The following is a 24,327-nucleotide window of genomic DNA, read 5'->3' on the forward strand; positions in this document are numbered from 1 at the left end:
CATCCGGGCAGCCCGGGAACGGCGCCAATGACCCATCCGGGGGATGGGATTCAGCCTCCGCCCGCGCGGACCGGCCTGATCGGTGCGCTCGGCCCGGCCGACCCGATCGCCCGCTGATACCGCGCCACGATCCGCTCCACGGCCGCCACCAGCTCCGGCGCGTCCACGACCTCGAAGTCGGCGTCCAGCATGCCCAGATACAGCGCCAGCCGCTCCGGATCGTCGGATCCCGGCTCGATGGCGCACCGGCCGTCGGCCAGCTCTTCGACGGCGATCGGCGTCGGGATGCGGGCCCGGACATGCTCGGCAGGCGCGTCCACGACCACCCGCGCCGTATACCGCCACGTCCCGCGCGCCGCGCCGCTGTCGACCCGCGAGGCGATCTCGGCGTCCGGCGGCGTGGGCCGGGGCGCGAAGCGGGGTCCCGGCGGCCCGGGCGGACGGATCCGGTCGGCCCGGAACGTCCGCCAATCGCCGCGGTCCAGGTCCCACGCGAACAGGTACCAGCGCTGCCGACGGTGCACCAGGCGGTAGGGCTCGGTGGCGCGGCGGGACGGAGTACCCGAGTGGGCCTCGTAGTCGAACCGCAGGGCCAGGTGGTCACGGCAGGCCAGGGCCAGCGTGGTGAGGGTCTCCGGGTCCACGGCCGGTGCGTGCGCCGGGACGGGCAAGGCATGCGAGCCGAACGACTCGACGCGGTGCCGGAGCCGGGCGGGCAGGATGCGCTGCAGCTTCGCCAGGGCACTGAGCGAGGTCTCCTCGATGCCCGCGATCCCTCCGCCGGCCGCGACACGCAGGCCGAGTGCGACGGCCACCGCCTCGTCATCGTCCAACAGCAGCGGAGGCAACGCGGCCCCGGCACCGAGGCGATAGCCGCCGGCCACGCCGGGCCTGGCTTCGACCGGGTAGCCGAGTTCGCGCAGGCGCTCGACGTCATTGCGGACGGTGCGGGTGGTCACGCGCAAACGCTCAGCGAGCTCGCCGCCGGTCCAGTCGCGGCGGGCCTGGAAGAGGGACAGCAGGCGCAACAGCCGCGCCGAGGTCTCCAACATTCTTCAACCGTATCCGGGATAGCGGAACGAACCTTTCCGCATTGGTTCCTACGCTCGCTTCACCAAGACAGATCCACGACAGATCCACGACAGATCCACGACAGAGGGAGACCCCGATGAACACTGGCATCACCGAGACCACCGAGACCACTGACATCCAGCCCTTCCAGATCGCCGTCCCCCAGTCCGAACTCGACGACCTCCACGCACGGCTGGCGAACGCCCGCTGGGCCGCGTCCATACCGGGAGCCGGTTGGGAGCGCGGAGTCCCCGTGGACTATCTGAAGGAGCTCGCAGAGTACTGGCGGAGCGGCTTCGACTGGCGCGCGCAGGAGAAGGCGCTCAATGCCTTCCCGCAGTTCATCACCGAGATAGACGGCCAGCGGATCCACTTCCTGCACGTCCGGTCCTCGCGCCCCGACGCCAAGCCGCTGCTGCTCACGCATGGCTTCCCGAGCTCGGTCGCCGAGTTCGTGACCCTGATCGACCGGCTGACCGCCCCCGAAGACCCCGCCGAGCCGGCGTTCCACATCGTCGCGCCCTCACTCCCCGGCTACGGCTTCTCGACGCCCCTCTCCGCGCGGGGCTGGACCCTCAGCCGGACCGCCCGGGCCTGGATCGAGCTCATGCGCCGCCTGGGCCACGACCGCTACGGCGTGCACGGCGGCGACGTCGGCAGCGGCGTGTCGGGGATGGTCGGCGACTACGACGCCGAGCACGTCACCGGGATCCACGTGACCACCGACCCGCTGACGGCGGCGAACGTGGCCACCTTCCTGCCGGGCCTGGCCGACCGCCTGGACCCGTCCGACCCCGTCGACGCCCTGGCCCTGGAGCGGATGAACGCGTTCCGCAAGGAAGGATCGGGCTACCTCGCCATCCAGAACAGCCGCCCCCAGACCATCGGCTACGGCCTGGTCGACTCCCCGATCCTGCAGCTGGCCTGGATCGCGGAGAAGTTCGAGCAGTGGACCGACCTCCCGATCGACCGCGACCAGCTGCTGACCACCGTGAGCCTGTTCTGGTTCACCGGCGCCGGCGCCTCGGCGGCCCACACACTCTACGACCAGTTCCACTCCTCCGACTGGGGCGCCCCCTCCCCCGTCCCGCACGGCTACGCCGTATTCGGCGCCGATCCGACCGTCCGCAAGCTGGTCCCCGCCGAGCCGGACGCGCACTGGAGCGAGTTCGAGTGCGGAAGGCACTTCCCGGCGATGGAATGCCCTGCTCTGCTGGCGAGGGATCTGCGCGCGTTCTTCGGTCCTCTGGTCTGAACCGGAGCTCGATCCCACGATGATTACGATGCGGTAGGAATCCGCAATATAATCCTCCCCCAGGAGGATCAACTGTGGAAGCTCCCCCGCCCCGCCCCGCAGGCCGGCCGAGAAACCCCGAGCTGGACACGGCCATCCTGGCAGCCGCCGAGCAGCAGCTCCGCGAAGCCGGTTACGCCGGCATGTCCATGGAATCCGTCGCCACGGTCGCCGGGACGACCGTCCCCGCCGTGCGCCGGCGCTTCCGCAGCAAGGCCGGCTTGGCCGTCGCGGTGATCGACTCGCTGCGGGTCGAGGGCATGCCCGAGGCCTCGGGGCCGCCCCGGGTTCTGGCCCTCGCGATCCTGCGGAACTTCCACGCCAACCTCCTGCGCGAGAACTCCATGGCGGTCGTCGGCACGCTGCTGGCCGAGGAGCACCGCAATCCGGAGGTGCTCGCCGCCTTCCGCGCCCGGCTGGTGGAGCCGCGCCGAACCGCGCTTCGCGAGGCCTTGGCCGCGGGGGTCAGGTGCGGCGAGCTGCCGGGCTCGGCCGATCCCGAAGTGCTCGCCAGCATGCTGATCGGCGCGTTCTACGCGCGGTACGTCGCCACGTCCGACGTGCCCGACGACTGGGCGGAGCAGAGCCTGCGCCATGTATGGCCGGACGCCGACGGCGCCCAGCCATGACCTGTGCTCCGACCAGGTCTCACCCCTCCGGTGCGGCCAGCGCCTTCGCCGCCATGTCCGCGAACTGCGGGCTCATGACCAGGCTCTTGAAGTCGAAATCCGGCTGGCCCGTGGTGAACATGTAGAAGGTCTTGCCGTGGTTCAGGATGTAGATCTCGTAGCCGGGGCCACCCGCCGGGAGGTCGGTACCGAGAACCAGCCATGCTTCCAGACCGTTCGGCAGGGTGACGGCTTCGCCGGTACCCGGCTTGGTTTTGTCGTCACGCCCCAGCGCGTGGATGAGCACCGTGCTGGTGACGCCGTCTTTGCCGACGATGCGGTAGGCGGCCGTTCCCATGTGCGGCGTGTACCCGGCGGGGATGACGAACGAGGGGTCGTTGAATTTCTCCGGGCCGAGATAGTCCTTGACCGGAACCCCCTTGGGCAGGTCGATGCTCGCCACAGCCGGCGTGACGTCATAGCCCGGCAGCAACGCGGTCAGCGTCGCCATGTCACGGCGGCAGGCATCCCGCCACCGCTGTTGGAGGTCCGCGGGCTGCGCGCTCAGCTCCGAGTCCGGGCAGGACTTCCACTGCTCGAAGAGCGCCCCCATCGTGCCCTTCGCAGGAGCCTGCGACGTGCTGGACGCGGGACTCGCCGGACTCGCCGGACTCGTCAGACGCGCCACCGGCGCCCCGGAAGCCACCGAACCGGCGCCCCCGCCGAACGTGCCCGCGATCGCGACCACGCCGACCGCGACCGCCCCGACCGCGGCAGTGACGCCGGCGATCCCGGCATAGCGGGTGCGCCGCAGACCGGCGCTCTTGGCACGGGCCGCCGCACCGGTGCCGGCCAGATGGGTCCAGTCCTCGGTGCGGGTCGCGCCGGTGAAGATGTCGTCGTCATGCATGGGATTCCTCCGTCGCCAGAACATCCATGTGCCAGTCGGAGAGCAGGAGGGCGAGCGCCGCGCGACCGCGGGACAGCTGCGCTTTGACCGTGCCGGGCGCGACCCGCAGTTCGCGGGCCACGTCCTCGACCCGCATGTCGTTCAGGTGATGGAGCACCAGCACGGTGCGCTGCCCCTTGGGCAGCTTCGCCAGGGCGTCGCGCAGCGCGACGGCGTCCGGGGACGGCCCGGGGGCGTCAACCGGCGCCCCGTGCTTCCGCAATGCCTTGATCCCGGACTTCCAGTGCCGCCAATGCGAGACAGCCAGCCGGTAGGCCGTGGTCTTGACCCAGCCCACCGGGTCGCCGCGCCCGTCGGTCAGCGTGTCCCACCGCAGCCAGGCGCGGGCGAACGCCTCCTGGACGCAGTCCTGCGCCTCGGTGAGGTCGCCGATCACCAGATAGAGCTGGCCGACCAGGCGCGGTGCGGTCGCCGCGTATACGGCGTCGAAATCCGTGGCCGCGGACTCCGAGCGTCTCCCCGTCATGCCCTGTCCCCTCGCTCGCCGATGTGTCGAGCGCTGTACGCCTGGGCGCACGGGAAAGGTTGCGTCGCGGCCGGAATCTCAGGAGTCGAAGACCATCTCGGTGACGAAGCCGGGCAGCGCCGCGCGGACCGGGTACAGGACGGTGGCGTGTCCGTGGTGCAGGGTCTTGCCGGCCATGACCGTGAAGGACACGTCCTCCCCGTAGGCGCTGGTCGTCCGGGAGGTCACCTTCACCGTGCCCGCGTCGAGGGTTCCGTTGTAGGTGAACGCCTTGGCCAGCCCGGTCCAGTCCGACGGCGCCAGGTCCCCGGGGTAGATCACCACGGTGCCGTCCGCATCGCGGTGGTTCCAGCCGGGCTCGTCGGAGGCCAACGGCCGGAAGCGCATCGGGTGGCGCCAGTCGGCGTAGATGAGGAAAACGGAAGTCTTGCCCTGGAGCATGTTCTCGGCCTGGGTGAACTCCTCGGACAGGGTCTCCTCGGCAGACACCACGCGTGCCGGGACTGCCGCATGGGAGTTCCCGGCCAGTGCCGCCGCCGCGGCGGGCGCCGTGGGCACGGTGCCGACCATGGACGCCGAGCCGTGCGTCGCCGACCATCCGACGAGCACGGCCAGGCCCACGACGCTGAACGCGCCCAGCGCCGGGACCCGGCGCGGGCCGCGCTGCCACCAGGTGTCGACCGGCGGCAGCCGGTCCGAGCGGAGTGTCCCCTCGCCGACGACGCCGCCGCGCAGGGACGCCGGCGCCAGGTGGTGGAAGAGCGCTCCGACCGCCAGGCCCGCGACCGGGAACATGATCGCCTCGTAGCGCATGTGCGAGGGGTCGACGCCGGCGATCATGATCACGTACGTGCCGGCGATCGCCCCGAGCAGCAGCCCGGCGACGATGTCGGTGAAGCGGACCACGACGAACAGCAGGGCGCCGGCGAGCAGCACCGACAGCGCCTTGTCGCCCTGCAGCGTGCTGAGCACGTCGTAGCGGGTGATGGTCCAGGCCACCTGGAAGGGGTCCGAGGTCACCTGCGACACCTGCGAACCGGCGCCGCGCCCGGAGATCCTGGCCTCCAGCAGGTGGACGAGCACGGTCGTGCCCGCGACGATCATCGACGGCCACAGCCAGTCGTTGCGCCACCGCCGGGGCCGGCCGCGCCCGGGGAACGCCGTCGCCCACACCCACGCGAAGAAGGCCATGACGGCGGCGGTCGGCATCACCTGGCGGCTCAGTTCCAGCAGCACGGACAGCAGCGCCAGCGCGATCAGGTTGTGCGCGCGGGCCCGCCGGCCCAGCGGCAGGTTCAGCAGGATAAGCGCCAGCACCGCGATCGCCACCGAGTCGGTGACCGCCTCGGCGAGCGTCATCAGGAACCCGCACGCGCCGAGCACCCCGCCGGCGGCCAGCGCGGCGGTCGGGCCGTACAGCCGCTGCACCAGCCGGGTCACCGCCCACAGCATGACGGCGAACGCCACCATCGCGGCGATCGGCATCCCCTCGGCGACGCCGAAGACCGCGACGAACGGCGCGGCGAAGAACGGGTACAGCATGCGGGACTGGACCATCAGCCAGGCCGGGTCGCTGTGCGCGAAGTACCAGGGCTCTGCGACGGTCCCGGAGTTGGCGAACTGCTTGGCCAGCGCGTGGGCGTCGCTCCAGCCCAGATCGCGCAGGGCCATCACCACGTAGTAGCGGCTGTCCGGCGGGAAGGAGTACGCCGACCAGTGCAGGCGCGCGTAGAAGCCGAAGGCCAGAGGGGCCAGGACGAACAGCAGCACCGCGGCGTTGACGCCGAACACGTCACGCCGCACGAAGCGGTCCATCTGTGTGGAGAAGCGGTTGGCCGCGCGCGGCGGATCGAAGGCGGCCAGGTCCTCCCCGGCCGCGCCCTGATCCGGCAACGATGGTTCGGCCTCAGCGGCGAGCTCGATGTCCGACGTCATTCCCCGCCCCACCCTTTGACCTCTGTAGTGGCAGGACGGTACCACGCACCGCTCAGACCAGGTCGCTGGACAAGACCGGTACCGGAGCGGACTTCTCGGTGCGCAGGACGCCGGCGGTCGCCGCCGCGGTCACACACATCACCGTCAGCAGCAGGAACGCGTGGTTCAGGGCCACGGCATGGGTCATCCAGCCGATGACGGCGGGACCGGCGAGCATGCCGACATAACCGAGCCCTGCGACGCGGGAGACGTTGGTCCCCGCGGCGGCGGGATCGGCGTGGCCGGCCGCGCTGAAGAGCTGGGGCACGCAGCCGGACAGGCCCAGACCGAACAGCGCCCAGCCGGCGAACGCGGACCAGATCCACGGCGACAGCGCCGCGATCGTGATCCCGACCGCGGCGGTGGCCGCGCCGTAGCGGAGGATCGCCATGGCGCCGAAGCGCGCGGACACGCGGTCGGCGAGCAGGCGGCCGAGGGTCATCGCGGCGGCGAAGGTGCCGTAGGCGAAGGCGGCGGTGCCGGCCGGGGCGCCCAGGACGTCCTTCAGGTGCAGGGCGCTCCAGTCGTTGGCGGCGCCCTCGCACAGCATGATCATCAGGGCCAGGACGGCGAGGATCCAGATCTGCCGGCCGGCACGACGCGGGCCGGACGCTGATCCGTGCTCGGTCGGCGCGGTCAGCGCGGTCGGCGCGGTCGGCGCGGTCGGCGCGGTCGGCGCGGTCGGCGCGGTCGGCGCGGCAGGCACAGTCGGCAGCAGGAGGCGCGCCGTCGCCAGCGCGATCACGATGCCCACGGCTCCCATCACCGCGAGCGCCCCCGCCGGACTCATCCCGACCCCGGAGATGCCGGCCGCGAAGATCGCGGCGACAACGCCGCCGACGGAGAACGCGGCATGGAAGGCCGACATCACCGGGCGGTTGTAGGCCTTCTCCACATGGACGGCGTGGGCGTTCATGCTCACGTCCAGGCACCCGTTGCAGAACCCGAAGACCAGCAGCGCCGCCGCCAGCGTCCACGACTCCCGGGCCAGGCCCGGCAGCACCAGGGTCGCGCCGCACAGCACGCCGGCGGCAGGGACCACGACCCGCGCGCCGAGCCGGTCGGCGAGGCGCCCGGCCACCTGCATACCGGCGAAGGCGCCGAGCCCCAGCAGCACCAGCAGGCCGCCGAGCGTGGCGTGGCTGATGCCCACCTGGTGCTCGATGGCCGGGATGTGCACCACCCAGGTGCCCATCAGCGTCCCGCAGAGGATGAAGTACGTGAAGGTCGCTATTCGGGCGGACCGGAGTGATCGTTCCATGCCGGCCACCATAACGAACAGAATCGATGTTTGGAAAGCCTATCTATGAACAGTTTGCATGTTCGTTGTGCGTGGTGTTCAATCACAGGCATGAGCACCGCAGACCGGCACCGGCAGATCGCCCGGGCCGTGAAGGAGTCGGGCAGCGCCACGGTCCCGGAACTCGCCGAGCTCACCGGCGCCTCGGAGATGACCATCCGGCGCGATCTGGACGTGCTGGCTGCGCAGGGCGTGCTCGAACGCGTCCGCGGCGGGGCGCGCACCCTGCTGCTGCGCGGCGAGGAGCCGCCCTTCGCGCTGCGGGCCCACGAGGCCGTCGAGGCCAAGCGCCGGATCGCCGCCGAGGTCTGCTCGCTCATCGCCGACGGCGAGACCGTCGTGCTGGACAGCGGCACCACGTGCCTGGAGGTCGCCCGCCTCCTGCACCGGCGGCCGGTCACCGTGATGCCGGTGTCGCTGCAGGCGATCCGCGTGCTCAGCGAGACCCCGGGACAGGCCGCGCTGCTGGTGCCCGGCGGACGGCCCCGCACCTCCGAGGGAGCGCTGACCGGCCCGCTCACCCTGGCCTCGCTGGCGGCGCTGCGCTTCGACACCGCCGTCATCGGCTGCTGCGGACTCAGCGCCGCCGAGGGCCTGACCGCCTACGACCTCGACGACGCGGCGGTGAAGAAGGCGAGCATCACCTCCGCGCGCCGCACCATCCTGGCCACCGACGGGAGCAAGCTCGGCCGCACGGCGCACGCGTTCGTCGGCCCGTCCTCGCTCCTGCACACGCTGGTCACGGACTCGGCGGCGCCGAGCGGGGAACTGGCCGCGCTCGAAGCCGCGGGCACCATAGTGAAATCCGTCTGACCGATGAGATCCGTCTGATCACGGCCGCCGAGGCGCCCCGAGCAACGGCGTCCGCACCGGCGCCGCGAGCCCGATGAACACGACCATCTCGTGTCCGCCCGGATTCGTCTGCACGGCCGCGGTCAGCCAGTTGTTCGCCAACCACACGTTGCCCGACGGATCGATCTGCACGCCGGTGTTCCGGGTCAGGCTGTCGCTGGTGTAGCCGGTGGCGGCCGGCGAGATCGGCTGTCCGGCGCGGTATCCGGGAGGACAGGCCGAAACCCGCGCCCCGCACAGATGGACCAGGCGCCCGCCGGCGAAGTTGGCCACCCAGACGGTGTCGTCGCCGTCGACGGCCACGCCCCAGGGCAGGACGATCCCGCCGTTCGTGAAGGGCTGCGCGGGTGTCGAACCGTCCGGCCTGATCATCGTGACCGAGGCACCGGCGCCGCCGGGCGGCAGGTTCCGCACCGCATCCGCGAAATCGGTCGCGCTATCGCCGCCGCACGGCACCGGGAGGATGCCGGGGTTGGCGACCCAGACGTCGCCCAGGGTGTCCGAGGCGATGCCCAGGGGCCGCCGGATGCCGCCGGTCGTGATGGAGCGCTGCGGGGTGCCGTCGGACGACATCATCAGGACGCTGTTTGCACCGTTGTCGGTGACCCACTTGCGGCCCGCCGGGTCAACGGCGATGTCGAAGGGCTTCACCAGGGGCAGGGACGCCGGGGGCGTGATGGTGCGAGCCAGCTCCGGGCGGCCGCGCGGGTACTCGACGACGTTGGAACCGCCACAGTTCGCGATCCAGATGTCGCCCTGCCGGTCCGACACCGTCCCCTGTGGCTGGACGATGCCGCCGAAGCGCCAGCCGTAGGGCGGGGACAGCGCCGCACCGTGCGGGCCGAACTCGGAGAGGCTGCGGTAGAACAGGCTCGGGTTCACAGGGCACTGCGAACCCTGGAACCCGAAGTTCGCGACCCAGACATGCCCCTTCGGGTCGAGCGTGATCCCGAAGCCGGCGCCGTACAGGCCGCCTCCGTAATACGGAGCACCGGGAGCGTCCTGGCCGGTCGGCGTGAGCTTGACGACCTTCGTGTCCCCGCACACCGAATCCAGCGGGTTCGGGCTGTACTGGTAGTTGTTCGTCACCCAGGCATCGCCGTCGGCGTCGAAGGCGAGGTTGCCGGGGCCGTCGAGCTCGTGGCCGTTGCCGGTGTAGCGGATGGCCAGGGTCCAGGCGTCCGGCGCGGCGGTCAGCACCGGCGTGTACGGCTGCTTCACGCCGGCCAGCGCGAACAGGGCGGCCACGTTGTTGCCCGGCGTCCGGGCGATGTCGGCGACGGCCTGCAGGGTGTCCGCGGGCCGCGCCTTGCCCGGCGGCTGCGCGAGGGCGAACAGCGACTGGCAGGTCTGCCTGGCGACACAGCCGGCGACGAGGTCGGCCAGGGTGTTGAAGGCCGGCAGCGTGGAGGTGAGCGCACCGTTCGGCGGACTCGCGAGCAGCGGCGCGATCCCGCCGGTGGCGACGTCGGCGAGGTTGTGTGAGATGGCCGCCGCGTTCTGCAGGCCCGGATAGGTTCCGGAGACACCACGGCCCTCGACGAACTGGGCCAGGGCATAGCCGACGGCGACGGTGGTCCGCTCGTTGACCACGACCGGCGAAGCCGGCCGGCCCGACGAAGCCGGCGAGCCGAGCGCGGCGGCGAGCCGGACCACACCTTCATCAGCGGTGAGATACAGCACGGCCGCGGGATCGGCGGGGCGCCGGTAGGTGACCCCGAATTCCCCGTGGCGGCCAGTGCGCGCGTGGGCCAATACCCGCGGCGCCTCCCCGGCACGACCGGCCTGGAACAGGGTGACCTCGGCGCCGGCGATGGGGGAATCGCCGGTGCGGACCACGCCGCACTGCATGGTCGGGGCATGCGAAGTCGTCGCATACGAGGTACCCGCGGACAGGCAGGCCAGGGCGGCCACCGCCGGCATGAGGATTCGTCGCACGCGCGAAAGATATCCGAGACTTTCACCACAAAAGGGACGACTCTCCGATACGACGTGCCCGCGATGTGGACACGGTGGCATGATTATTCAGAGAGTCGTATATAGTTGCACTCGTGTCCAAGGTACTCACCTCCCTGCCAGCAGGTCAGCGCGTCGGCATCGCCTTCTCCGGCGGGCTCGACACCTCGGTCGCGGTCGCGTGGATGCGCGAGAAGGGCGCCGTGCCCTGCGCCTACACCGCTGACCTCGGCCAGTACGACGAACCCAACCTCCCCGGCGTGCCGGGGCGCGCCGAGGCCTACGGCGCCGAGCTCGCGCGCCTGGTCGACTGCCGGGCCGCCCTGGTCGAGGAGGGCCTCGCGGCCCTGGCCTGCGGCGCCTTCCACATCCGTTCCGGCGGCCGCTCCTACTTCAACACCACGCCCCTGGGCCGCGCGGTGGCCGGCACGCTGCTGGTGCGCGCGATGCTCGAGGACGACGTCCAGATCTGGGGCGACGGCTCGACCTTCAAGGGCAACGACATCGAGCGGTTCTACCGCTACGGGCTCCTGGCGAACCCGGCGCTGCGCATCTACAAGCCGTGGCTGGACGCCGACTTCGTCAGCGAGCTCGGCGGCCGCTCCGAGATGTCGCAGTGGCTGACCGAGCGCGACCTGCCCTACCGGGCCAGCGCGGAGAAGGCGTACTCCACCGACGCGAACATCTGGGGCGCCACCCACGAGGCGAAGTCGCTGGAGCACCTGGACACCGGCCTGGAGATCGTCGAGCCGATCATGGGTGTCCGGTTCTGGGACCCGGCGGTCGAGATCGCCCCCGAGGACGTCACCATCGGCTTCGAGCAGGGCCGGCCGGTCAGCATCAACGGCAAGGCCTTCGCCTCGGCCGTGGACCTGGTCCTGGAGGCCAACGCCGTCGGCGGCCGCCACGGCCTGGGCATGTCGGACCAGATCGAGAACCGGGTGATCGAGGCCAAGAGCCGCGGCATCTACGAGGCCCCCGGCATGGCCCTGCTGTTCATCGCCTACGAGCGCCTGGTCAACGCCATCCACAACGAGGACACCGTCGCGGCCTACCACAACCAGGGCCGCCACCTGGGCCGGCTGCTGTACGAAGGCCGCTGGCTGGACCCCCAGGCCCTGATGGTCCGCGAGTCGCTCCAGCGCTGGGTGGGCCGCGCGATCACCGGCGAGGTGACCCTGCGGCTGCGCCGGGGCGAGGACTACTCGATCCTCGACACCACCGGCCCGGCCCTGAGCTACCACCCGGAGAAGCTGTCGATGGAGCGCACCGAGGGCGCGGCCTTCGGCCCGGTCGACCGCATCGGCCAGCTGACGATGCGCAACCTCGACATCGCCGACTCCCGGACCAAGCTGGAGCAGTACGCCCACCTGGGCATGGTCGGCTCCGGAACGGGACCGGCGGCGGCGGAACTGGCCGCCGGCGGCCACCCCTTCTCCAGCGAGCTGATCGGCGCGATGACCGACGGCGGCGCGCAGACCATCGCCGCCCGGCCGGCCGCCGAGGCCGAGGGTGACGAGGAACTGCTCGACCGCGCCGCGATCGAGGCGGGGAACGACTGAGGCAGGACCGACAGAAACAGAACCGCCTGCCGTGCTGTCACGGCAGGCGGTTCTGTGTGTCGTCTACTCTGCCGCCGGGAAATCGGCGGAAGCACTGGCCTCGGCCCACTTCCGCGTCTCCTCCGCACGCACCTCACCCGCGGCCAAAGCCATATCCACAGCCTGTGCACCCAGCAGCAGCCGACGCGGCGGGTCATCACTGCCGACCACATCGAGGATCACCCGGGCCCCACGGGCCGGATCCCCAGGCTGCACACCGTCGTTCTCAGCGCGATACCGGTTCATCGCACCGACCGTCTCGTCATAGTCGGCACCGACCTGATGCAGCTCCATCGACGAGCCCTGCCAATCAGTCCGGAACGCACCCGGCTCCACGATGATCACCTTCACCCCGAAGGGCGCCACCTCAGCAGCCAACACCTCCGAGAACCCCTCCACCGCGAACTTCGCAGCCTGATACGCACCCATCCCCGGGGTCCCACCCACACGGCCACCCACCGAGGAGAACTGAACAAACACCCCCGAACGCTGCTCCCGCAGCACCGGCAACGCCGCCCGGGTCACATTCACCAACCCGAAGAAGTTCGCCTCGAACTGGCCCCGGAAATCCTCCTCCGCCATCTCCTCAATCGGGCCGCTGTTGGCGTAGCCGGCGTTGTTCACCACCACATCCAGCCGCCCGAACGCCTCAACCGCGGCAGCCACCGCATCGCGCGCTGCCTGCACATCCGTCACATCCAGCGCAGCCGTCCGCACCCGACCCCCGAACCGCGACACCAGATCCGCCAACTGCTCCGGCCGCCGCGCCGTCGCCACCACCTGATCCCCGGACTCCAACACCGCCTCGGCCAAAGCCCGACCGAACCCCCGCGACGCACCGGTGATCAACCATGTCCGAACCATCTCGCATCTCCTTCACCACTAGTGCGCCACTTGACTACCTTTTCTGCCCCATCAATGTAGCACTTAAAAGGCAAGGGTGCGCGCCGGCATGGCAAACAGGAAAACTCAGCCCTCTGGGTCGGCGGCCGGCGTGCCGGCGGCGAGGGCGTCGGAGATGACGTGGATGGCGTTGAGCTTCTCGAGCAGCTCGGGCTCGACCCCGTACCGCTCACCGAGCGCGGCCGGGTCCAGGTAGCTCACGCGCGTGGTCCCGTTGTCGTCCCACAGCAGGATGCGCAACGGCAGATCGAGCGCGGCCAACGGATGAGCGCCCATCACCGGGGTCCCGGCGGCCGGGTTGCCGAACAGCACCAGGATCGTGTCCCGCAGGTCCTGCCCCACGGAGCGCGCGGCCTCGGCCTGGTCGATCACGGCGAAGACGGTCGCGCCCGCGTGCTCCAGCACTTCGAGCAGCCGGCGGGCGGTCATGGAGACCGAGGTGGTGGCCGTCTTGGTGACGATGGAGGCGTTCACAGTCACATCCTAGGGCGCGGGCCACACGATGACTGCCTGAGCAGGAACATCCACCTGGCACCGGTCGCCGATCCCCGGTTCCCGGCCGGCCGGGACCGTGACCGTCAGCTCGTCGCCGCCGTCCTCCAGCCGCAGGAGCAGCTCGGCGATCGGCCCGAGGTGCGCGACGTCGTCCACGACGGCGGCGACCCCGCCGGCCGCGACCAGCCGCACATCGTGGGGCTGGACGCACCAGGCGACGTCGGCGGGGGGTGTACCAGCGCCCTGCCATGCGGGAGTCGCCAGAGCTGAAGCGGGAAGGGAAATACGGAGCGGCCCGCTTTCCAAGACCCCGTCGGCGTCCACATGTCCCCGCGCGATGTTGCGGACACCGAGCAGCCGCGCCGCCGCGGGACCTGCCGGATGAGTCAGAACCGCCCGCGTGGGGCCGTCCTGCAAAACGGCCCCGTCCGCGAACAACAGCGTGTCCTGCGACAGCAGCGCCGCGTCGTCGGGATCGTGCGTCACCAGCACCGAGGTCAGCGCCGTCTCCCGCAGGACCGTCCGCAACAGCCGGCGCAGCTCGTCGCGGACCGGCGCGTCCAGGCCCGCGAACGGCTCGTCGAGCAGGAGCAGCCGGGGCTCCCGGGCCAGCGCCCGCGCCAGGCCGACCCGGCGGGCCTGCCCGCCGGAGAGCTGGTCGGGGTAGCGGTCGGCGAGCTCGGTGAGCTTGAGCCGGTCGAGCCAGAACGCCGCCAGCGCCGGATCGGCGCCGACCCCGAAGGTGACCTGTTCCCAGACCCGCAGGTGCGGCAGCAGCGTCGGATGCTGCGGAAGGTAGCCGATGCCGCGGCGTTCGGCGGGCAGCGCGGCCAGGTCCCGGCCGCCGAGCCGGATGTGCGCGTCGTGCGCCGGCAGCACCCCGGCGAGCAGGCGCAGGGTCGCGGATTTGCCGGAGCCGGAAGCGCCGAGGACGGCCAGGTTCCGGCCCGCGCCGCGATGCGCCACCGCCAGCCGGAAGCCGCCGAGGCGGGCCGTCATGTCGAAGTCCAGGACAGGGCCCTGCGACAGCGCCGGCGGCCGGGGCTCGGGGAGCCGGACCGGGCGGCGGCGGTGCGCCCGCCGGGCCGGGCCGCGGTCGGCGATAAGCAGGACGGCCAGGGCCGCGCCGAGGGTCACCAGGACGGGGATCGTCGTCGCGGCCAGCCCGGTGCTGCTGAACTGCACGTAGGTGAACACCGGCAGGGTGTACGGGTGGTAGGCCAGCACGATGGTCGCGCCGAACTCCCCGAAGGCCCGGAGCCACGCCAGCAGCATCCCCGCCCGGATGCCGCGGGCCGCGATCGGCAGCGCGACCCGCAGGGTCTGCGACAGCGTGCCGTGGCCCAGCGTCGCCGCGACGTCGAGCTGGGCCGGGTCCACCGCGGCGAACGCGGAGCGCGCCGAGACCACCAGGAACGGTGCCGCGACGAAGCACTGCGCCAGCACCACCCCGGTGGCGCTGTCGGTGAGCCCGCCGTTGAAGAACTGGCCGATGGTCGTGTACGGCCCCACCAGGTAGATCAGCAGGATGCCGCTCATCAGCGGCGGGAGCGCGAGCGGCAGCTGGACCGCGACGCCGAGCACGCCGGCGGTCCGGCTCGTCGAGCGGGCCAGCAGGTAGCCGAGCGGGACGCCGAGGACGGTGACGATGGCGGTGCTGACGGAAGCGGTGATCAGCGAGGTCCGCAGCGCGTCCCCGACGCCCGGGGCCGCGGTGGCCGCGCCGCCCTGCCCCGGGACCCGGATCAGGAAGGCGATCAGCGGGACGAGCAGATAGGCGACGAGCAGCGCGGCCAGCCACGGCAGCGGGGTGCGCAGCATCCGCACCGCTGAGTTCCCCGTGGTCGGCCGCACTGTTCGTCGCTGGTCGGCGTCAGCCGGCGTTGAGCAGCGTCTTCAGCTGCGCCGGCACGGACCCGGCGTCGCCGGTGACCTTCACCGGCTGCAACTGCAGGCCGTGCTTGGTCATCAGGGCCTTGCCCGCGTCGCTGAGCAGGTACTGCACGAAGGCGATGCCGGAGTCGGCGTCCGGGGCCTTGTTCAGGACGCTGACGGTGTAGGTCGCCTGCAGGTGGACGTCGCCGAGCTCGACGGTCGGGATGTTCAGCTCCGCGGCCTCGCTGGAGTAGAAGAATCCGGCGTCCAGCTGCCCGGACTGGAGCCGGCCGACCAGCTGCTCCTCGGGGAACACCTGCACCGCCGAGGCGGGGATGTCGTCCTTGGTCAGCGCCTGGGCGGCGAGCTTGCCCTTGGGGTCCAGCTTCGGGTCGGTCGAGCCCATCTTGAACCCGGCCTCGGTGATCACCTGGTTCCAGGGCTTGGACTTGATGTCGGCGGCGAACTTGCTGTTCGGGTTGTAGGCGATGACCAGCGGGGCGGTGCCGAAGGTGGCGTACCAGGACTCCCAGCCTCCGTTGGCGTCGCCGGTCAGGCCGGTGTTGGCGTCGGTGGAGGCGCTGATGAAGACGTCGGCCTGCTTGACCTTGCCCTTGATCTCGCTGACCAGCTGGGTGGAGCCGGCCGCGTCGCCCTGGAAGTCCCCGCCGGTGGCCTTGTCGTAGGCGGGGCCCAGGTCGTGCTCCATCAGGTTCGCCAGCGAGGCCGCGTAGGCGACCTTGACCGGGCCCGAGGCGGTGATCGCCGACGTCGCCGACCCGGAGGCCGCCCCCGAGGTCGAAGCCGCCGGCGACGTCGTCCCGGAGCCGGCCTTCGGCGAGCTCTTCGAGCTGCTGCACCCGGCCAGCAGAAGGCCGGTGGCGACGACCACGGCCGCTGTCTTCTTCACGAACGCCCCCTCGAGATCTGCACGGTCACGTGCTCTGGTTCCACAACGGCCGCGGTTCCGGCGCGGTCGGCGCCCTCGGCACCGCCCGCGGCCTCGTCGGTCTTCGGCCGGCCCGGGTGCGGAGCCCGGGCGGCGGCCCGTTCCACGACCACCGTCGTGGACTTGATCACCGCGACCGCCGTGGCGCCGACCCGCAGGTCCAGCTCGTCCACGGCCTCCCGGCTCATCAGCGACACCACCCGGAACGGCCCGGCCTGGATATCCACCTGCGCCATCACCGCGTCCTTGGTCACCGCGGTGATGATGCCGCGCAGGCGGTTGCGGGCCGAGGACACCTCCGAGCGCTCGTCGGCCGCGGCCGCCAGCGACGAGGCGAAGGCGGCGAGCTCGGGTCCCGGGATCACCCGGTGCCCGTTCTCGTCCCGCTGCGCGCTCAGCCGGCCGGCGTCGGCCCAGCGGCGCACGGTGTCGGCGCTGACCCCGAGCAGTTCGGCAGCCTCACCCATCCGGTACACGTCCACGCGGTGAGCTTACAGCGCAGAAGCCAGGGCAACAGAGCCGAAGACCTTGCATATCCATAACGGATGGCGCACATCGTCTGGCAGGTGCCTTGACACCCCTTGCTTCCGCGCGCACCCGCCCTAGGGTGGATCGTGGGCTGCGCCCGGCGACCGGACGCGCCCCCGCGAGGGAGAATCCCATGCTCGGTGAGCAGGCCGGCGCCGTCCGGCCGGTGCAAGGCGGGCTCGTCCGCCTCGGCGGCGAAGTGCGCTCGCCGCGGGTCCTAAGCGTCTCGGACCTGTGGTCGCTCCAGCGCCACGAGTGCGAAGTGGAGTTCAGCTGCCGCAAGAGCGGGCCGCGCCGGCACCGCTTCGCCGGGCCGCTGCTGCTGGACGTCGCGCGTCTGGCCGAGCCGGTGTTCGCCCTCGGGGAGCGCAAGGACCGCTTGCGGTTCCTGATCTCGATCCGCGCCCGCGACGGGCACCGGGTCGTGTTGTCGTGGGCTGAGATCGATCCGGAGTTCGCGAACATCCCCGTGCTGCTCGGGCTCACGCGCGACGGGAACGCCCTGGACGCGGAGGGTCCGCAGCTGGTCGTGCCGGGCGACGTGTGCGGGGCGCGGCACATCAGCGGGGTCGCGGACGTCCGGATCCGCAGCGATTCGGGGGATTGAGAGGCCTAAGACTGAGAGGCCTGATACTCAGCGGCCTGATACTCAGCGACCCCGTAGCGGCCCTCAGCGGAGGTAGGCGGGCTCCGGCGCGGGAAGCGGGTCGGGGTTGGCCATCACCCACGTCACGGCCAGCTCGCTGAGCCGCTGGATGTGCTCCTCGGGACTGTTGCGGCGGTAGCCCGCGGCGAGCGTCCTCGCCTCGGCGAGCTGTGCTTCGGGAAGCGGGATGCCGGAGGCGAGCAGGACGGGGAGGGCACGGACCATCGCGCGGAAGTCCTGGTCCCAGTTGATGCCGCCGTTGCCGAGGACCTCGTGGGCCACGCGGCCGGTGATGCGGATGGCCTCGCCCTGGGCCGTGGCGGCCGGGCCCTTGCCGGGGACCAGGAAGTCCCAGAGCTCCTGGTGCCGGTCGTCCCACGCGGTGGCGGTCACGGTGATCGGCGAGCTGCCGTCGTGGGTGCGGTGCCGCTCGACCGGGGCGACGCCGAACAGCTCGTACAGGCGGTTCAGGCCGGCCTCGGTCGCGGCGAGGTAGTCCGGGTTGAAGCCCGCGCGGTGGAACTCGAACTTCTTGCCGATCGCCTCGACCCGCTCGCTCATCTGGTCGGTGACCGGTATGCCGGCGTCGAGCAGCGCCTCGGCGACGTCCGCCATTTCCGGCAGCCGGACGTTGGTGCAGCGCGCGAGGCCGGCCGCCAGCGCGTTCCGCCGGCCGGCGACGGCCAGCGGATCCGCGCCGCGCGCGAGCAGGAGGCGCACGGTGGATGACTTGATGCCTTCGGCGGCCGCGTGCAGGGCGGGCTGGTCCGGCGACTGGATGTCGGCGCCGGCGTCCAGCAGGGCCGTGACGACCTCGTCGTGGCCGACGTTCGCGTGCTGCCACAGCGGGGTCCGGCGGTAGGTGTCGGCGGCCTCGATGTCGGCCCCCTCGGCGACCAGCCACGCCACCAGTTCCGGCGGGACGCCGTACATCCCGAGAGCGGTCGGGCCGGAGGCGCCATGGCGGGCGTCGAGTTCGGTGGTCTCGAAGACCGCCTTCATCGCGTCCAGATCACCGGAGCGGAGCGTGATGTCGAAGTCCTTCGGCAGCCGCCTCTTCTTCCTCGCCATGCCGGCAAGCATAGGGACGCGGTCGGCTCAGGCGTCGAGATCGATGAAGGCCCGCTGGTAGGGATGTGTCACCCAGGCCAACCGCTCCGGGGTCCACCTGTCCGCGAGGTCGGTCAGCGTCAGCACGCCGGCCTTGCGGACGAACCAGGCGGTCTCATACTCCCGATGCAGCACCATGTCACCGGGGACGTGGTCCAGCAGACCGAGCGAGAGCCGGATCAGGTCGTCCTGCTGGGCAGTGAGGTCCTGCCACTTGTCCAGACGGAAGTACAGGCTCACGTCCGATGTGAAGCCGAGCGCGGCGGGGACGGTCTGCCACGGCTGGGGATGGTCGTCGCGGACCCGCAGCCAGGTGCCGTTCGCGAGGTCGAGGCCGTCGAGCAGCTGCGCCGGATCGGCATCGGGACCGAGCAACGCCAGATCGCGGGCGACGGCCGCGACCGACTCCACGAGGGCGGAGGCGGGTCTGCCCGCTGTGATCTGCACGGTGAACTCGATCGCCACGGTCGCCGATTCTAGGGAAAAACTGTCCTGACCGGCAGCTACGCTCTCCGACCATGGGTGTGTTACACGACTACTTCCGAGCGCCCGACGCGACCACGGCCATCGCCTGGGCCGTGACCTCCGACACCGGGCTCGACGATCACGGCGCCGACTGGTTCGACGCCAAGGGGCTCGACGTGCACGTCGTGGTCGGGCAGTTGGTGGCGTTCGCCGAGGGGGTGCCGTTCCACGTCGAGCGGGACACGGGGCCGCGGCTGGTGTGGCCGGATCAGGAGGCGTGGCCCTACGGGGAGGTGCGGCCCGGCGAGGAGTCGCCGTGGGACGGCGGGCTGCTGCTGGAGATGATGCCGGAGGCGTGGGTGGCGACGCTGGCCTCGGTGAGCGACGATCACGTGCCGATGCTCGCCGCGCAGTGGATGGAGATCCCCGAGGTCACGTTCGACGACTTCGCCGATGCCAAGGGTGCCGTCGAGCAGTTCCGGGCGCTGGCCCGGCGGACTCGCGGGCACGGGCACGGCGTGTTCGTCCGGACCATCATCTAGCCGGTCGGCATCGGGCCGAGGGCGTCCGGGCTCCACGGCCACTGCCCGTCCCCGCCCGCCTCGATGAACGGGATCAGCCGGAACGCGGCGTCGCTGAGGCCGCCGAAGGTGTAGCGCCGCGGGCCGGGTGCGGCGTGCCCGAACGCGTAGCCGACGAGGTTCCAGGTGTAGACCGGGACGTCGGCCGGGACCGGGGCCAGGATGTCGCGCCCCGACGGGTACGCCTGCTCGTCGGTGATGATGACGACGCGGTCGTGCCCCGCATAGTGCGCCTCGACCGCTGCCGCCGTGTTGGTGCCGCCGCATTCGGTGAAGCGGCCGACGGTCTCCAGGACCGAGTCCCGCGGACCCGCCTTGATCCGCTTGCTGCCGGTACCGAACTCCACGAGGTCCGCGGCCTCCGACCGCAGGGCTAGCGCGGTGCCGAAGACGGCGGCGGCGTCGGCCCGGGTCAGCTCGGTCGGCCCCTCGGTGGTGAAGAACATCGAACCGGAGCGGTCCACCAGGACCAGGGTGCGGCCGGGCAGCGAGGGCACGTTGCCCAGCGAGTGCCCCAGCGCGGTCTCCAGAGCACGGCTCCAGCGGGCGCCGTCGGCGTGCCGGTACGCGGCCAGGAAACGGAACGGGAACTGCCGCGACCGGACGACCTCGTCACGGTCGCAGAGCCGCCGCACCACCTCGGCCGTCGCCGCCTCGCCGATCCCGGCCTCGTCGAAGTTCCGCAGGTTGCGGACCAGCGCCATCGCCCCCATCGACGGGATGACGGCCTCCCACGCCCCGGCGTCGAGCGGTCCTTGCAGCCACCCGGCCAGGGACTCCCATGTCATCCCGGCCGCGGCCAGCACCGCGGCGGCGTCGGGGGCGTCCACCACCGCGCGCCGCTCGGCCGTGGGCACCGCCATCAGCGCGTGGTGCGCGACGAAGAGCTCGGAGTCCGCGGGCGGCGTCGCCCGCTTCGGGTGGTGCCGCCGGGCCAGCGCATAGCGGAAGACGTCGGCCTGCCAGGGGCGCTCCGGGTCCGGCGTGGGATGCGTCAGCTCCAGGACGTCGCCGAACCGGAAGGAAGCCGAAGCGGTGTCGTACTTCAGCAGCGCGCGCCCCGTGTACAGCCGGCGGACCGCGTCGGCGACGCCACGCTTCACGGGCATCGGCAGCCGCCGCCCGTAGTGGGTGGTCCAGTACTCCAGGAACTCCCCCGGCTCATCCGCACGCTGAAGCACGGCCGAGACGGCCTGCCGGGAGTGGCCGTGCTGCCCCGCCTGTTGCCGGGCGTGCACGAATTCCGCAGCGCCGATAAGGGAAGTCGTTCGCATGGTGCCCACGCCGCGCAGCCAGCGCAGCAGGCCGACGGTCCACTCCGGATCCGTCAGCGCCTGTTCCCGGATCAGCCGCTGGAAGCGCCGTTCGCGGGTGTCGGCCCCCTCGTAGTACGTCGGCCGGCCGGCCATGTTCGCGGCGGCGAGCAGGAAGAGCTCTGCCTTGGGGTCCCGCAAGTACACCGCCCCGCCCGAGTGGGGCCGCATGCACCGGAGTTCCTGTCGGATCTTCTCGGCGTCCCAGGTGGGGCGCACCATCTCGGCGCCGCGGGCCTGTTGCCAGGGTGCCAGCCGGCGCACCACGAGTTCGGCGGCGTCGTCCTTGATCTCGTCGCGGGTGGCGGTCTTCATCTGCTGGCGGTTGAACCGGGGCATCAGGGGTCTCCTGGGCGACGGAGTCGGACGGCCGGAAGAGACGGCACCTCCCGAGATCCAAATGGGGCACCGGCGAGGGTTTCTGTCAGAAGTAGCCGGGGCGCGCCGCGCAGCGGGAGGTGCGGCAGCAGACGCTACTCGGCCGGGCCCGACAGGCATCTGAATTAATCGCGACCGCCCTCGAGCTCTTATGTAGTGCCCACTACAGAACATGGTACGGTTTCTTCTGTAGCGAGCACTACAAATACTTGTGAGGGGACTTCCATGTCTGCCATCAGCACGCTCCACGCCCCCGAGCCCGTCCTGGCCCGCACCGTCGGCGGCACCGGTCCCGGCCTGCTGCTGGCGCACGGCGCCGGCGGCAGCGTCGCGCTGAACTACGGCCCGATCCTGGAGGGCCTGGGCGCCGGGCACACCGTGGTCGGGATCGACTACCCGGGGACCGGCCGCTCGCCGCGCGCCGACGGTCCGCTGAGCGTCGACTTCCTGGCCGACCAGCTGATCGCCGCCGCCGACGCCGAAGGGCTGGAGCGCTTCGCGCTGGCCGGGTTCTCCCTCGGCGGGCCGGTCGCGATCCGGACGGCGGCCAAGCATCCGGACCGCGTCAGCGCCCTGATCCTCACCGCGACGTTCGCGCACCGGGACGCGCGCCTGGACCTGGCCGCGAAGCTGTGGGGCGAGTTGTACGAGGCCGGCGACGCCGTCCGGCTGGCGGAGTTCCTGACGCTGGCCGCGTTCAGCGCCGAGACGCTGGGGGCCATGCCGGAGCCGCGGCTGCGGGCCGCGATCGAGGGGCTGGCCCAGCTCATCCCGGCCGGCACGCCGGAGCACGTGGACCTGGTCCGGCGCGCCGACGTGCGCGGGGACCTGGCCTGGGTCACCGCGCCGACGCTGGTCGTCTCGACCACCGCCGACCCGCTGGTGTCCCCGAGCCTGCACGAGGAGCTGGCGGTGAAGATCGCCGGGGCCCGCCTGGCCCGCATCGCCACCGGCCATCTGCCGTTCGCCGAGCGGCCCGCGGAGTGGCTGGGGCTGATCACCGGGTTCCTGGCCGAGCACTCGGTCTGAGAGGCACTCGGTCTGAGGGGCGCTCGGCCTGAGGGGCGCTCGGCCTGAGGGGCGCTCGGCCTGAGGGGCGCTCGGCCGGGCTGTCCACGAAGGCTGAGCCAGCGGGGCTGAGCCGCGGGGGTGCTCAGCCGCGCTCAGCCCTTCCGGCGCCCGCGCCTCAGTGGTGGAACGCCGTGTGCTCCGCGTCCGGAAGAGGCTCGGTCAGCTTCTCCAGGTAGGCGACCGCGTCCTCGATGTCCCGCAGGAGGTTGGCGGCCAGGTCCATGCTCATCCCGTTGCGGATCACGACGCGCTGCACGACGGTCTCGGACAGGTTGTCGGGCAGCGGATAGGCCGGGACCAGCCAGCCCTTCATCCGCAGCCGGTCGGAGACGTCGTACAGCGTCCAGTTCGCGGTGTGGCCGGGCTTCTGGCGCCAGGCGAAGACGGGGATGTCGGAGGCGTCGTTCATCAGCTCGAAGGCCGGCATCGCGCCGATGCGGTCGGCGAGGTAGCGCGCGACCTCCTGCGACGCCTTCTGGACCTCGCGGTACCCCATGCGTCCCAGGCGCAGGAACTGGAAGTACTGGACCAGCACCTGCGCGGCCGGGCGCGAGAAGTTCAGGGCGAACGTCGGCATGTCGCCGCCGAGGTAGCTCACCTTGAAGATCAGGCTCTCCGGCAGCAGGTCCAGGTCCCGCCACAGGATCCAGCCGAGGCCCGGGTTGACGAGTCCGTACTTGTGGCCGGAGGTGTTGATGGAGGCCACGCGCGGGACCCGGAAGTCCCATTCCAGGCTCGGCTGCAGGAACGGCGCGACCATCGCGCCGGAGGCGCCGTCGACGTGGATCGGGATGTCCAGGCCGGTCTCGCGCTGGATCTCGTCCAGGGCCCGGCTGACCTTCAGCACCGGCTCGTACACCCCGGTGTAGGTGACGCCGAGGATGCTGACCACGCCGATGGTGTTCTCGTCGACGTAGGACCTCAGGTCCGTGCCGTCGAGCGTCATGTGCTCCTCGGTGATCGGCACGTAGCGCGGCTCGACGTCCCAGTAGTTGCAGAACTTCTCCCACACGACCTGCACCGCCGAGCTCATCACCAGATTCGGCCGGTCTGTCGGCTTGCCGGCCGCCCGCCGCGCCTCCTGCCAGCGCCGCTTGAGGGCCAGGCCGCCGAGCATGCAGGCCTCGGAGGAGCCGATGGTCGAGCAGCCGACGGCCCGCGTGGGGTCCGGCGCGTGCCACAGATCGGCCAGGATCCGCCAGCACCGCTCCTCGATGGCCGCGGTGCTCGGGTACTCGTCCTTGTCGATCATGTTCTTGTCGAAGGCTTCGAGGTACAGCCGGCGGGCCTGGTCGTCCAGCCAGGTGCCGACGAAGGTCGCCAGGTTCAGCCGCGCGTTGCCGTCGAGCATGGCCTCGTCGTGCACCACCTGGTAGGCGGTCTCCGGCAGCATCGGCATGTCGGCCAGCCGGGTCCGGGGCCGGCTGCGCAGCTCGCCGGGCCGGGCGAACAGCGGGTTGACGTCCACGTCGCCGCTCAGATCACGTTCGCTGCGGTGGTGCGGCATGTGTGCCCCTCCTTGAGAACCGGCTCCCGAACAACGCTCTCCCGCACTGCCGGACCCGGCAAACCCTACGGCGCGAGCGCGGACAAGGCAGGACCCCGGGCCGTGGTACGGCCCGGGGTCCTGGGGAGCGTCAGCGCGTCAGCGGTTGACGCAGACGGTGTCGGAAGTGCTGAGCAGCGCCGAAAGGAACCCGACGTTGTCGCCACAGTGGTTGATCGGGACGTTGATCGGGATCTGAATGTTGTTGCCGGACAGCATTCCGGGCGAGTCGATGGCCCCGCCGACGGCACCCGCGCCCGAGGCGGAGGCCGTGCCCGCCGCGCCCAGGATGGAGAACGCGGCGACCGCCACGGCGACGAGAGTCTTGCGCATGATTGAAGCTCCCTGACGTTTGAAAGTACTAACCACGCAAGC

At 71.4% G+C, this 24,327-nt stretch carries 22 protein-coding genes and 1 pseudogene; 7 read left to right on the top strand and 16 right to left on the bottom strand.

Annotated elements, in window-relative coordinates; genetic code table 11:
• Window positions 1–50 precede the first annotated feature (50 nt).
• Window positions 51–1,052, bottom strand: a complete 1,002-nt coding sequence (locus tag ABH926_RS48070; RefSeq protein ID WP_370374107.1) for a helix-turn-helix transcriptional regulator — start codon at window positions 1,050–1,052, stop codon at window positions 51–53.
• Window positions 1,053–1,168: 116 nt separating this feature from the next.
• Between ABH926_RS48070 and ABH926_RS48075 the strand changes: the two genes are divergently transcribed.
• Window positions 1,169–2,326, top strand: coding sequence for an epoxide hydrolase family protein (locus ABH926_RS48075; protein WP_370374108.1), 1,158 nt, complete (start codon window positions 1,169–1,171; stop codon window positions 2,324–2,326).
• Between the two features lie 74 nt (window positions 2,327–2,400).
• Window positions 2,401–2,994 carry a TetR/AcrR family transcriptional regulator gene (locus tag ABH926_RS48080; RefSeq protein WP_370374109.1) on the top strand — a complete coding sequence of 198 codons (594 nt, stop codon included), beginning with the start codon at window positions 2,401–2,403 and terminating at the stop codon, window positions 2,992–2,994.
• Window positions 2,995–3,013: 19 nt separating this feature from the next.
• On the opposite strand, the gene ABH926_RS48085 is transcribed toward ABH926_RS48080, so the two are convergent.
• From ABH926_RS48085 to ABH926_RS48100, 4 genes are all read right to left on the bottom strand, one after another.
• A complete protein-coding gene (locus ABH926_RS48085) occupies window positions 3,014–3,883 on the bottom strand; it encodes a hypothetical protein (RefSeq protein ID WP_370374110.1) in 870 nt (289 codons plus the stop codon).
• Window positions 3,876–4,409: a SigE family RNA polymerase sigma factor gene (locus ABH926_RS48090; RefSeq protein WP_370374111.1), complete on the bottom strand. Its 534-nt coding sequence runs from the start codon at window positions 4,407–4,409 to the stop codon at window positions 3,876–3,878. The genes ABH926_RS48085 and ABH926_RS48090 overlap by 8 nt, the downstream gene beginning before the upstream one ends.
• A 78-nt stretch (window positions 4,410–4,487) precedes the next feature.
• Entirely contained in the window at window positions 4,488–6,344 is a 1,857-nt protein-coding gene (locus tag ABH926_RS48095; protein WP_370374112.1) for a hypothetical protein, read from the bottom strand.
• 52 nt (window positions 6,345–6,396) lie between these two features.
• Window positions 6,397–7,644: an MFS transporter gene (locus ABH926_RS48100; protein ID WP_370374113.1), complete on the bottom strand. Its 1,248-nt coding sequence runs from the start codon at window positions 7,642–7,644 to the stop codon at window positions 6,397–6,399.
• A 90-nt stretch (window positions 7,645–7,734) separates the two neighbouring features.
• On the opposite strand from ABH926_RS48100, the gene ABH926_RS48105 reads away from it, so the two are divergent.
• The gene (locus tag ABH926_RS48105) at window positions 7,735–8,496 is read left to right on the top strand and encodes a DeoR/GlpR family DNA-binding transcription regulator (RefSeq protein WP_370374114.1); all 762 of its coding nucleotides are present in this window, start codon (window positions 7,735–7,737) and stop codon (window positions 8,494–8,496) included.
• A gap of 18 nt (window positions 8,497–8,514) precedes the next feature.
• Here the strand turns inward: ABH926_RS48105 and ABH926_RS48110 are convergent, their stop codons facing one another.
• Entirely contained in the window at window positions 8,515–10,473 is a 1,959-nt protein-coding gene (locus tag ABH926_RS48110) for a hypothetical protein (RefSeq protein ID WP_370374115.1), read from the bottom strand.
• A gap of 113 nt (window positions 10,474–10,586) precedes the next feature.
• Here ABH926_RS48110 and argG point away from each other — a divergent pair, with 113 nt between their 5' ends.
• Window positions 10,587–12,053, top strand: coding sequence for an argininosuccinate synthase (gene argG, locus ABH926_RS48115; protein ID WP_370374116.1), 1,467 nt, complete (start codon window positions 10,587–10,589; stop codon window positions 12,051–12,053).
• Window positions 12,054–12,116: 63 nt separating this feature from the next.
• Here argG and ABH926_RS48120 read toward each other — a convergent pair whose 3' ends face one another.
• From ABH926_RS48120 to ABH926_RS48140, 5 genes and pseudogenes are all read right to left on the bottom strand, one after another.
• Window positions 12,117–12,956, bottom strand: a complete 840-nt coding sequence (locus ABH926_RS48120; RefSeq protein WP_370374117.1) for an oxidoreductase — start codon at window positions 12,954–12,956, stop codon at window positions 12,117–12,119.
• 105 nt (window positions 12,957–13,061) lie between these two features.
• Window positions 13,062–13,469 carry a DUF302 domain-containing protein gene (locus tag ABH926_RS48125; RefSeq protein ID WP_370374118.1) on the bottom strand — a complete coding sequence of 136 codons (408 nt, stop codon included), beginning with the start codon at window positions 13,467–13,469 and terminating at the stop codon, window positions 13,062–13,064.
• Between the two features lie 9 nt (window positions 13,470–13,478).
• Entirely contained in the window at window positions 13,479–15,311 is a 1,833-nt protein-coding gene (locus ABH926_RS48130; protein ID WP_370374185.1) for an ATP-binding cassette domain-containing protein, read from the bottom strand.
• A 52-nt stretch (window positions 15,312–15,363) separates the two neighbouring features.
• Window positions 15,364–16,275, bottom strand: coding sequence for a substrate-binding domain-containing protein (locus ABH926_RS48135; protein ID WP_370374119.1), 912 nt, complete (start codon window positions 16,273–16,275; stop codon window positions 15,364–15,366).
• Between the two features lie 104 nt (window positions 16,276–16,379).
• Window positions 16,380–16,781, bottom strand: a pseudogene (locus ABH926_RS48140) (molybdopterin-binding protein); the annotation flags it as partial.
• A 194-nt stretch (window positions 16,782–16,975) separates the two neighbouring features.
• Here ABH926_RS48140 and ABH926_RS48145 point away from each other — a divergent pair.
• A complete protein-coding gene (locus tag ABH926_RS48145; protein ID WP_370374120.1) occupies window positions 16,976–17,449 on the top strand; it encodes a hypothetical protein in 474 nt (157 codons plus the stop codon).
• A 63-nt stretch (window positions 17,450–17,512) separates the two neighbouring features.
• Here the strand turns inward: ABH926_RS48145 and ABH926_RS48150 are convergent, their stop codons facing one another.
• A complete protein-coding gene (locus tag ABH926_RS48150; protein ID WP_370374121.1) occupies window positions 17,513–18,559 on the bottom strand; it encodes an ankyrin repeat domain-containing protein in 1,047 nt (348 codons plus the stop codon).
• 27 nt (window positions 18,560–18,586) lie between these two features.
• On the bottom strand, window positions 18,587–19,063 hold the full coding sequence (locus ABH926_RS48155; RefSeq protein ID WP_370374122.1) for a SitI3 family protein: 477 nt from the start codon (window positions 19,061–19,063) through the stop codon (window positions 18,587–18,589).
• Between the two features lie 53 nt (window positions 19,064–19,116).
• Here ABH926_RS48155 and ABH926_RS48160 point away from each other — a divergent pair, with 53 nt between their 5' ends.
• Window positions 19,117–19,605 (top strand): hypothetical protein, encoded by a 489-nt coding sequence (locus ABH926_RS48160; protein ID WP_370374123.1) that lies wholly within the window; start codon window positions 19,117–19,119, stop codon window positions 19,603–19,605.
• Here ABH926_RS48160 and ABH926_RS48165 read toward each other — a convergent pair.
• On the bottom strand, window positions 19,602–21,179 hold the full coding sequence (locus ABH926_RS48165; protein WP_370374186.1) for a TROVE domain-containing protein: 1,578 nt from the start codon (window positions 21,177–21,179) through the stop codon (window positions 19,602–19,604). The two genes, ABH926_RS48160 and ABH926_RS48165, sit on opposite strands and share 4 nt — an antisense overlap.
• Window positions 21,180–21,560: 381 nt before the next feature.
• On the opposite strand from ABH926_RS48165, the gene ABH926_RS48170 reads away from it, so the two are divergent.
• Window positions 21,561–22,364, top strand: a complete 804-nt coding sequence (locus tag ABH926_RS48170) for an alpha/beta fold hydrolase (RefSeq protein WP_370374124.1) — start codon at window positions 21,561–21,563, stop codon at window positions 22,362–22,364.
• A gap of 157 nt (window positions 22,365–22,521) precedes the next feature.
• Here the strand turns inward: ABH926_RS48170 and ABH926_RS48175 are convergent, their stop codons facing one another.
• Window positions 22,522–23,913: a glutamate decarboxylase gene (locus ABH926_RS48175; RefSeq protein ID WP_370374125.1), complete on the bottom strand. Its 1,392-nt coding sequence runs from the start codon at window positions 23,911–23,913 to the stop codon at window positions 22,522–22,524.
• A gap of 138 nt (window positions 23,914–24,051) precedes the next feature.
• The gene (locus tag ABH926_RS48180; protein WP_370374126.1) at window positions 24,052–24,285 is read right to left on the bottom strand and encodes a chaplin; all 234 of its coding nucleotides are present in this window, start codon (window positions 24,283–24,285) and stop codon (window positions 24,052–24,054) included.
• Window positions 24,286–24,327 lie beyond the last annotated feature (42 nt).

The sequence above is a fragment of the Catenulispora sp. GP43 genome, assembly GCF_041260665.1.
In the GTDB taxonomy this organism is placed as follows: Bacteria; Actinomycetota; Actinomycetes; order Streptomycetales; family Catenulisporaceae; genus Catenulispora.